The sequence below is a fragment of the Shewanella sp. NKUCC05_KAH genome (assembly GCF_019345585.1).
In the GTDB taxonomy this organism is placed as follows: Bacteria; Pseudomonadota; Gammaproteobacteria; order Enterobacterales; family Shewanellaceae; genus Shewanella; species Shewanella oncorhynchi.
Window position 1 is genome coordinate 1 of record NZ_JAHKQZ010000038.1, and the last position, 9969, is coordinate 9969.

Consider the following 9969-nt stretch of genomic DNA (forward strand, 5'->3'; position numbering starts at 1 on the left):
GTTTCTCTTTATAAACACATATAGAAAGTGGTTGCGGGAGCCGGATTTGAACCGACGACCTTCGGGTTATGAGCCCGACGAGCTACCATGCTGCTCCATCCCGCGTCCGATATCTATCTGTATTACTTTACTATTTTGCTTTTAAATGGTTGCGGGAGCAGGATTTGAACCTACGACCTTCGGGTTATGAGCCCGACGAGCTACCATGCTGCTCCATCCCGCGTCCGTCTTCAAAGCGGGGCAGACTATAACGGCAGCGCCTTGGCATTGCAAGGACGAAGATCGAAAAAGGTGGTGAACGCTTAAATATAAAGCGGTGTGGGGGGCTTTCATACAATTTAAACATAAGTTAGGGATTTTTCGTTGATTATCTTAAGTCGAGGATGAGACTAAATGGGGTTTCGACTAATAACTGTTTATCTTTTATGTATTCGAGCAGGTATAATGTCGCTTTGATTTTGACTGCGTACTGATTATCCCATGCTTAATTTTTTTGCCGCCGCCCCTAAGGGCTTTGAATATAGCTTAGCCCAAGAGCTGACAGAATTTGGTGCGACTGAAGTAAAAGAGAGTGTTGCTGGTGTGTATTTCACTGCCCCCTTAGCTTTAGCGTATCGGATTACTTTATGGACACGCTTAGCCAGCCGTATCGTGTTGGTTATCTATAAAGGCAGCTGCGAGTCGGCAGAGCAACTTTATAATGCCGCCTATTGTGTCGATTGGCCGGCGCATTTTTCCAATAAAAGCACTTTTAGTATCGATTTTCATGGTACGGGTGGTTTTATCAATAATACCCAGTTCGGCGCACTCAAGATTAAAGACGCGGTTGTGGATAGATTCCGGGACGATGACGTTGAGCGCCCAAATGTGTCACGCGTCGATGCTGACTTTAAAGTTGATGCCCATTTTCGTAATGGCGTAATCACGATTGCGATGAACTTCTCTGGTCCATCATTGCATCAACGTGGCTATCGTTCTACTACTGGCGAAGCGCCTCTGAAGGAAAACTTAGCCGCCAACATGTTAGTACGCAGTGGCTGGCAAGCAGCGCCTTCGACCTTGCTCGATCCTTTCTGTGGTAGTGGAACTGTGCTGATTGAAGCGGCTTTAATGGCGGCCGATATTGCCCCAGGCTTACAGCGTAGCCGTTTTGGGTTTGAACATTGGCGTCGTCATGATAAAGCCGTGTGGCAAGAAATCGTTGAAGAAGCGAAAGCGCGTGCCTCATTAGGCGTGAAACGTTGTGAGATTAAATTCTACGGCTCAGATATCGATTCGCGCTTAGTCGCGTTAGCCAAACGTAACGCCGAAAATGCCGGTGTACTTGAGTTAATTGAGTTTCAAGTTGCAGATGCGTTGACGATAACGCCGCCTGCAGAAAGTGGCTATTTGATCACTAACCCACCTTATGGTGAACGTTTAGGCAATGTGTCTGAGTTATTGCAGCTTTACTATCAGCTAGGCGACAAGTTTAAGAAAGAGTTTGGCGGCTGGAAAGTGGCCATGCTGTGTAGTGATATCGAGCTGGTATCATCACTTAAGCTTAAAGCCGACAAACAGATGAAGATGTTCAACGGTGCCCTAGAATGTGCTTTTAACATTTATACCTTGCATGCGACCAGTACACGTCGTGATACGCCAGTGCTGCCAGACGGCGTCGACATTGCCGATATCGCCCCTGCATTTGCTAACCGCATTAAGAAAAATGCCAAGTTATTAGAGAAGTGGGCCAAGAAAGAAGGCATCGACAGCTATCGTATTTATGATGCCGACATTCCTGAATATAACGTCGCAGTAGATAAATACTTAGATTACGTGATTATTCAAGAATATATGGCGCCAGCAACTATACCTGAAGCCGTAACCAAGCGTCGTTTAAGCGATGTATTGTTAGCACTGCCGTCGGCCATTGGTATCAATCCGAACAAGATGATCATGAAGACCCGTGAGCGTCAAAAGGGCACGAGTCAGTATCAAAAGCTGGATGAGCGTAAGTTAGAGCTTATCACTACCGAATATGGCGCTAAGTTCAAACTGAACTTAACCGGTTATTTGGATACAGGTTTATTCCTCGATCACAGATTGACACGCCGTTTAGTCGGTCAAAAATCTAAGGGACGCCGTGTACTTAACCTGTTTTCTTACACAGGTTCTGCTTCTGTGCATGCTGCGCTTGGTGGGGCTAAATCGGTGACGACGGTGGATATGTCCAATACCTATATTGCTTGGGCGAAGGACAACTTTGCACTCAATGGACTGCAAGGTAAGCAGTATGAGTTTGTTCAATCTGACTGCATGCAGTGGATCCGTGATTGCCGTGAACAGTACGATCTGATTTTTATCGATCCGCCGACCTTCTCAAATTCTAAGCGTATGGAAGATTCATTTGATGTGCAGAGAGACCATGTGAACTTACTGGCATCCTTAGTGAAACTGCTAAGCCCAACGGGCGAGCTAGTGTTCTCTAACAATAAACGTAAGTTTAAGATGGACATAGAGGCGCTGACAAAGATGAGCATTAATGTGAAGAACATTGATGACATGACTTTGCCTATGGACTACAAACGTAATCCACATATTCATAATACTTGGCTTATCACCCATGCCTGAGTTGACTCAAGCAGAATTAGATAATAGGCATTATCTGCTATATCACACAGAGGGATGTCATCTGTGTGAACTGGCCGCGGCCTTACTGGACGCGGCCGACATTGGCTATCGGGCCATAGATATTTGTGACGATGAATACCTCGCGCAGCGTTATGGCGTATCGATCCCTGTGCTTAAAGCTTGGGATGGTAGAGAATTACATTGGCCATTTAACGCAACGCAATTACAAGAGTTTACAGGAGCTTAGTTTGAGTCTGGTTCGTATCAATAGTGGCTCTTTAGCCTATGGTTACACTCCGTTGTTACAAAAAGCGGATTTTACTATTCAACGCGGTGAGCGCGTGTGTATTGTTGGCCGTAATGGTGCTGGCAAGTCGAGTTTATTAAAAGTGTTATCTGGTGATGTACTGCTGGATGAAGGCGAATTCAACATCGCTGGTAATGTGACCGTTAGCCGTCTACAACAAGATCCGCCAAAGGCTGAGCAAGGCACGGTATACGCTTATATTGCTGCGGGATTAAAGGAAGTGGGCGAGGCGCTTGAGCGTTATCATCAACTGTCCCACGATGTGGCCCATGCCGATCCCGAGCAAATGGATCGTATGCTGAATGAAATGCAAGGTCTGCAAGAAACCTTAGACCACTATAATGGATGGCAGTTAGATTCTCGTATCCAACAAAACTGCGAGTTGTTAGGTCTCGATCCTGACAAATCCTTGAGCGAGTTATCGGGTGGTTGGCAGCGTAAAGTGGCGTTAGCCAGAGCACTGGTGAGCGAGCCAGATCTGTTGTTACTTGATGAACCGACCAACCATTTAGACATAGACACTATCGAGTGGCTTGAAAAGTTTTTACTCGATTATCAAGGCGCTATCGTCTTTATCAGCCACGATAGGGGCTTTATTGCCCGTATGGCGACGCGGATTGTCGATTTAGACCGTGGTGTGGTGACCTCATGGCCGGGCAACTATCAAATGTATCTTGATGGTAAGCAAGAATGGCTGCGCGTCGAAGCCGAGAAAAATGCCTTGTTTGACAAGCGTCTCGCCGATGAAGAAGTGTGGATCCGTCAAGGCGTTAAAGCCAGACGTACCCGTAACGAAGGTCGAGTTCGCGCACTTAAGGCTTTACGTGAAGAGCGAAGTGAACGTCTGAATCGTCAAGGCAATGCTAAAATGGCAGTATCGGATACTGAACGTTCTGGTAAGTTAGTCTTTGATGTGACCGATCTTAACTTCAATCTGCCCGATAAAAATCTGGTTAAAAACTTTAATACGACGGTTATCCGTGGTGACCGTATTGCGCTGATTGGGCCAAACGGTTGTGGTAAATCAACCTTGATCAAGCTGTTAATCGAGAAGCTGCAACCGCAATCGGGCGAAATTAAAGTCGGTACTAAGCTCGAAATCGCTTATTTCGACCAATATCGTGAAGCGTTAGATCCTGAGCAAACCGTTGAAGATAACGTTGGTGAAGGTAAAAAGACCATCACGATCAATGGTCAAGACCGCCATATTTTAAGCTATTTGCAGGACTTCTTGTTCTCGCCTATGCGTGCCAGAACGCCAGTGAAAGCGCTGTCGGGTGGTGAGAAGAACCGTTTGTTATTGGCTAAGTTATTAATTCGCCCTGCAAACTTAATCATTCTCGATGAGCCAACTAACGATCTTGATATTGAGACCTTAGAATTGCTAGAGTCGTTGCTCACTGAATACCAAGGTACGTTGTTGCTAGTGAGCCATGACAGGGCATTTATCGACAATACTGTGACCAGTAGCTGGTGGTATGCGGGTAATGGCCATTGGAGCGAGTATGTAGGTGGTTATCAAGATGCCGTGAACCAAGGGGCAAAGTTTTATTCTGAGGAACCTAGTTCGCAAAAGGCGGTCGAAGCTCCTGCGGTTGAAACTAAACCCGTTGAAGTTAAAACTGCAGAACCTGTGAAAGCGGTAAAAAAACTGTCGTATAAGCTACAGCGTGAGTTAGAGTCGCTACCTAATGTGATGGAGCAATTGGAGGCAGAAATTCTCGCATTGCAGACCACTATTGGACATTCAGACTTTTATAGTCAGGCGCAGGATAAAGTCAATCAGGTATTGAGTCAGTTGGCTGATAAAGAAAAGCAATTGGAAGTTTGCTTCGAGCGTTGGGAAGAGCTTGAGTCACTGAAGTAAACCAATAATAAAAATGGGAATAGAATTAATGAAGTCAAAGTTGGATAAAGCCCTTTCCTTGGTTGCCTTAGGTGTCCTTGGTGTATTAAACAGTGCCCATGCTGCACCTGTCTATGAAATCGTTAATATCGATAATTATGACCTGCAGGGCACGCTTGAAGGCACTCGTAACGGTTATGCTTTAGGTGTAAATGCTAGTGGTGAATTAGTCGGTATTTCAAAGGGTAAGAAAAAACTCAGCAGCTCAGATGTCGAAGGCGGCGTGATTGATGTTGCCGACGGTATCGCACCAGAAGAAACCATTACTTATTCTATTACCGCTGCCATTGTTGCAAATAACTTTGCTTTTATTGCTGCAGAAAATGGTGCAGCTGGGGCTTGGTTACCGACATTCGACAGCATTAATGGTACTACACCGCCAAATGATACTGCTGTGATTAACTCTGTTGATACCTTTTATTACGGTATTAATGATGCCGGTATTAAAGTGGGCAGCATGACTGCGCCTGAAAAGAAAACAGAGAACACTGCAACTACTGATGTTACCGATGATTATTGGTATTACCGCGACTATGAGTTCCGCGGTGTTGTAAAAGTGGGGAGCACTGAAATTCCATTAGTTCCTCCCTACACGCAATTTGTTAATGCTGATAAGACTAAAACCGCAGAGTTAGGTGGATGGTCTGCTGCTACAGCTATTAATAATAATAACTTAGTGGCTGGTTATGCCAGTACTGCTATCAGTAAATATGGTAGTGATCGTGTTAATTATTGTTTAGGCTCGGATAATACTTTGCCATTGGATGTTTGTGTACAACGTGAGCAATATCCGAACTCTACGGGTACGCGTAACATTCAGTACCAGACGCGTGCCTATGTATGGCAAATCGACAATAATATCGCTACGGGAATTGAGTTGCCTTTAGGGTTAACGCCTAAAGCTGATAACACCTTAACCTTTACTGCTCAGGCGCTCGGCGTGAATGATAACGGCGTGGTTGTTGGTCGTTCGCACGTTTATCGTAACAACAATACAGATAAGTTGCACCAAGATGCGGCTTATTGGGCTAAGGATGCCGAAGGTAATTATAAATACCACTGGATCCCAATGGGCGAATCGATTTCAAGTTCCATTGCCTATGACATCAATGATAGTGGTATTCTTGTCGGTAGTTATCGTAGCTATATTCAAGGTTATTTGCGCGACAAGTTTTTCTATTTTGATACTAATACTCCCGATGTTGGCTATGTAACCCCTAATGATTTTGCCTCAACGGCAACGGATCTTTCGAGTAAACCCAAGGATATTAACAATAAAGGTCAAGTAGTTGGTTACGTTGAAACGACTTACGATAAAGAGAAGCCACGCCCCAAAGCGGGTTTCCTGTATGAGAAGTCGACGGGTGAGTTTAGCAATATCAATAAATTGCTGACCTGCGAGTCTAAGGGGTATGAAAAATCAAACGATGGTAGCTGGGCACGTCATCAGGTCGAAGTTCAGGATGGCTCGGGTAAAATTCTTCAATATAACGCTGATATTTTAGTGGTTGAAGGTACGAGTATCAATGAAGATGGCACTATCGTAGGTACGGCTTTTATTCGTAAACCTTCTTATCAATTTGATAAAGATGGCAACATAGTTATTGGTGAAAATGGCTTACCGCTATTTGAGCTGAGTGGTAGTGGCGAGCCTGTAACGGCTTATGTTCCACGTATGGTTGTACTTAAACCGGCTACCAGTGGTGAAGCTTGTACTGTTGAAGATAGTACCGATACCGGTAATTTTGAGCGTTCTGGTGCGGCAACGTTAGCTTGGTTATTTGCCTTGCCATTGGTGTGGTTCCGTCGTCGAATTCGTTAAGTTTTAAGCTTCAATTCAGACTAAAAAAATCGAGGCGAAATGCCTCGATTTTTTTTCGCTAAGATCTCAATAGTTTAATAAATAGTCAGTATAATAGCCGATTTTTTGATTGATCTTGGCGTCAAAAAGCACTATTTCTATGGGTGAAGCTTTTGCTTCTATTTTATGTAGAACAGAGGACGCTTGCATGAAAAGACAAAAACGAGATCGTTTAGACAGAGCTTTTTCAAAAGGATTCCAAGCTGGGGTTGGTGGACGCTCTAAGGAGCTCTGTCCATATGCAAATCTTGATTCGCGATCGCAGTGGTTAGGCGGTTGGCGTGAAGGTGTGGATGGCCGAGTTAATGGGCTATTTAATAAATAATTGAGTTTTACTCATTAATTAAATAGCCCAGAACAAGCAAAGTAATGCAGCATATTGCCCTCAGATGAGGGCATTTTTATATCTGCAGTACTGATATCTTCAGTGTATTGGAGTAAGACTGATCAGAATGTAGACGTATCGCTAAAGACACCGACTTTAAGATCGGTTGCACTGTAGATTTGACGGCCATCAACTTCAAGGATTGCATCGGCAATACCCATCACCAGTTTACGGTGAATAGTACGCTTGATATTGAGTTTATAAGTGACTTTCTTAGCGCCTGGTAATACTTGACCAGTAAACTTTACTTCACCTACACCCAGAGCACGCCCTTTGCCTTCTGCGCCTTCCCAGCCTAAATAGAAGCCAACGAGTTGCCACATGGCATCAAGCCCTAAACAGCCAGGCATTACCGGGTCGGTAATAAAGTGGCAGTCAAAAAACCATAAGTCTGGATTAATATCGAGTTCAGCGACAATTTCACCTTTGCCAAACTCACCGCCATTATCATTGATAGTAACGATTCTATCTATCATCAGCATGTTATCGACAGGCAGACGAGGTGAGTTTGGACCAAATAATTTCCCATGGCCACAGGCGATGAGTTCTTCTTTATTGAAACTGTTTGCTTTGTTCATTGTTTTACTACTCCAGCAATAAGAGCCGCCAAGATTAGCGAACACGTGTAAGCTAAACAACTCCGATCAGCTAATTAGCGGCGAAAAAATCCCAATTTTGCGAGTAATCTCGTGATTATGCCGATTTCCTCCTCGCCATTTCCTGCGAGCTTGTCTAATCGTTCCTGCACAAGGCCGTATAATGAATCATGTGGAAAATCATTATCTTCATCGGCTACACCCGCAGGCATTTGCATTAATAGCTCAACAGCTTGGTCCATATGCTCGATTGCATAGAGGTGAAATAAGCCTTTGCCTACAGCTGTAATCACTTTGGGATTGAGGTTAAGCTGTAACACGTTCGACTTGGGCATGATGACGCCTTGTTCTCCCGTGAGACCACGACGTTCACACAGATTAAAAAAGCCTTCAATTTTCTCGTTGATGCCACCAATCGCTTGCACATTACCAAATTGATCTAATGCACCAGTTATTGCCAGTGACTGAATAATGGGTTGTTCGGCAATCGCTGACATCAAACAGCAGTATTCGGCGAGTGATGCGCTATCACCATCAATTTCTTGATAGGATTGCTCGAAAACGATATTGGCATTTAGGTGTAATGGTGCATCTCGCCCAAAGATACGGTACAAGCAGGCAGAAAGGATCATCATTCCTTTGGCATGTATATTGCCACCAAGTTCAGATTTTCTTTCGATATCGGCGACTTCACCATCACCATAGTGAACAGATGCCGTGATCCGCGCAGGCTCACCATAACTGTAATCGATGGCATCAATGACAGTTAAGCCATTGATCTGACCAACCATAGCACCCGAAGTTGGCAGATTTATGAAGTTGTCATCGAAGCTTTGACCTGAATACTCTTCCGAGCTGTTATGACGATAGTTGGCTTGGGCTAACGCGAGCTCAATACTGCTCGCATTGATACTCGGTTTACCACAATAGGCTTTAGCTTGTACCATCAGTTGGGCAAACTCGAGCATAGACAAACTGAGGCGGCGCTGATGTTCGGTTAACCGTGCACTATAACGAAAAAGTGGCGCTAGGCTTGATTGTTCTAGAGTGACCTCGACACTTTGTGCAACCGCTTGCAACCATGCGACGTATTGTGATTCTGTATAACGGACCAAGTCGATTTCGCTAGCGAGTTCTGCTAGTAGGGTAAAGTGACGTTGAAATTGCCAATCCTCAGTTCTGACTTGGCTATAAATCATTCCTGCACCGATAAGGACAATTTTACAATTGAGCGGGATAGGACTTAAGTTATTGCTAATCTGATACGCTTTATGGGTGAGGATTTGCATCACTAATTCCCATAAACCTTCACGTTTCCAAAGTGACTCGGCGCAAATAAATACATAATGACATTCGGCCAGAGCACCAGCTTGATACTGACTTGTTGTTCCTGTTTGTGCCATACGGCCAATGAGGTCTACACGGCGAATATTACCACTGAGGTAGCGATAGCGAGTCGTTTTTTCGGCAATACTGACCTGATTTTCCTGTGGTTTCTCTGATTGCCACTGAAATGTTGCCGCTTTGTCAGTCGGGCGTGTTGCCACTAAATAAGCTGGAGATAACGGCGCTAGGCTATCAATACAGGCTTGGATCATTAATTGGCGGTCAATGCTCGGGAAATCAGCTAGATACAAGTGCTGATCGACAATAGCTTGGTGGAGTTTAAACGCATCCACAGCACGCTCTTGTCCTAAGAGTAATGCGCTTAGATTGTCAGCCGTTTCGGGAAGGGTTGGCAGGCTAAATTCAGGTGCGAGTGAAGACGTGGGTATCAAGAGTGAATTCATATAAGCATTTACCGTGAAAAGTTGCAGTGATTTTACCATACCAAGACGACAAGTCTCTCACTGTATAGGTGTTTTTACCTCTGTTTACTCGATTATTCCTTGAAACTGTACATGTAATTGTTGTAAAAAACATCGGGGTGAACATAAGTTGAGCATTTGACTCGATATTTAAAAATTGAGGTTTACAAGTTAGCGGTATACTTATATTATTTTCGGCGTTCGGAGGGGTGGCAGAGTGGTTTAATGCACCGGTCTTGAAAACCGGCGTGGGTTTATAGCCCACCCAGGGTTCAAATCCCTGCTCCTCCGCCATATTTAGTCAACAAGCCGCTAAGCAATTAGCGGCTTTTTGCATTTATACAGTTTGAACCCTTGGGTTCCTGATTTGAAGCGCAGCTCCTGCGCCATATTCACGAGAAAGGCCATCAGTAATGATGGCCTTTTTTGTTTGTGCAATTTGAACCAAGGTTCCTCATTCTAAGTTCAGCTCCTCCGCCATATTTAGTCAAAACGC

The 9969-nt window shown here is 44.5% G+C and carries 7 protein-coding genes and 3 tRNA genes; 6 read left to right on the top strand and 4 right to left on the bottom strand.

Annotated elements, in window-relative coordinates:
* Nucleotides 1–28: 28 nt before the first annotated feature.
* Both KO533_RS22210 and KO533_RS22215 read right to left on the bottom strand, forming a co-directional pair.
* Nucleotides 29–105, bottom strand: a tRNA-Met gene (locus KO533_RS22210).
* A 41-nt stretch (nucleotides 106–146) separates the two neighbouring features.
* A tRNA-Met gene (locus KO533_RS22215) sits at nucleotides 147–223 on the bottom strand.
* A 257-nt stretch (nucleotides 224–480) separates the two neighbouring features.
* On the opposite strand from KO533_RS22215, the gene rlmKL reads away from it, so the two are divergent.
* The 5 genes from rlmKL to rmf all read left to right on the top strand — a co-directional run bounded on the left by rlmKL (nucleotide 481) and on the right by rmf (nucleotide 7009).
* Complete coding sequence (rlmKL, locus tag KO533_RS22220) at nucleotides 481–2610, top strand: bifunctional 23S rRNA (guanine(2069)-N(7))-methyltransferase RlmK/23S rRNA (guanine(2445)-N(2))-methyltransferase RlmL (protein ID WP_131523278.1); 2130 nt, start codon at nucleotides 481–483, stop codon at nucleotides 2608–2610.
* Nucleotides 2603–2857 carry a glutaredoxin family protein gene (locus KO533_RS22225; protein WP_168827464.1) on the top strand — a complete coding sequence of 85 codons (255 nt, stop codon included), beginning with the start codon at nucleotides 2603–2605 and terminating at the stop codon, nucleotides 2855–2857. The genes rlmKL and KO533_RS22225 overlap by 8 nt, the downstream gene beginning before the upstream one ends.
* Before the next feature lies 1 nt (nucleotide 2858).
* Nucleotides 2859–4784 (top strand): ABC transporter ATP-binding protein, encoded by a 1926-nt coding sequence (locus KO533_RS22230; RefSeq protein ID WP_173497384.1) that lies wholly within the window; start codon nucleotides 2859–2861, stop codon nucleotides 4782–4784.
* Between the two features lie 28 nt (nucleotides 4785–4812).
* Entirely contained in the window at nucleotides 4813–6645 is a 1833-nt protein-coding gene (locus tag KO533_RS22235; protein ID WP_173497385.1) for a DUF3466 family protein, read from the top strand.
* Between the two features lie 187 nt (nucleotides 6646–6832).
* Entirely contained in the window at nucleotides 6833–7009 is a 177-nt protein-coding gene (gene rmf / locus KO533_RS22240; RefSeq protein ID WP_006082074.1) for a ribosome modulation factor, read from the top strand.
* A gap of 122 nt (nucleotides 7010–7131) precedes the next feature.
* On the opposite strand, the gene fabA is transcribed toward rmf, so the two are convergent.
* Entirely contained in the window at nucleotides 7132–7647 is a 516-nt protein-coding gene (gene fabA / locus KO533_RS22245) for a bifunctional 3-hydroxydecanoyl-ACP dehydratase/trans-2-decenoyl-ACP isomerase (RefSeq protein ID WP_028759638.1), read from the bottom strand.
* Between the two features lie 74 nt (nucleotides 7648–7721).
* Entirely contained in the window at nucleotides 7722–9455 is a 1734-nt protein-coding gene (locus KO533_RS22250) for an AAA family ATPase (RefSeq protein ID WP_113940941.1), read from the bottom strand.
* Nucleotides 9456–9676: 221 nt separating this feature from the next.
* On the opposite strand from KO533_RS22250, the gene KO533_RS22255 reads away from it, so the two are divergent.
* A tRNA-Ser gene (locus KO533_RS22255) sits at nucleotides 9677–9767 on the top strand.
* Nucleotides 9768–9969 lie beyond the last annotated feature (202 nt).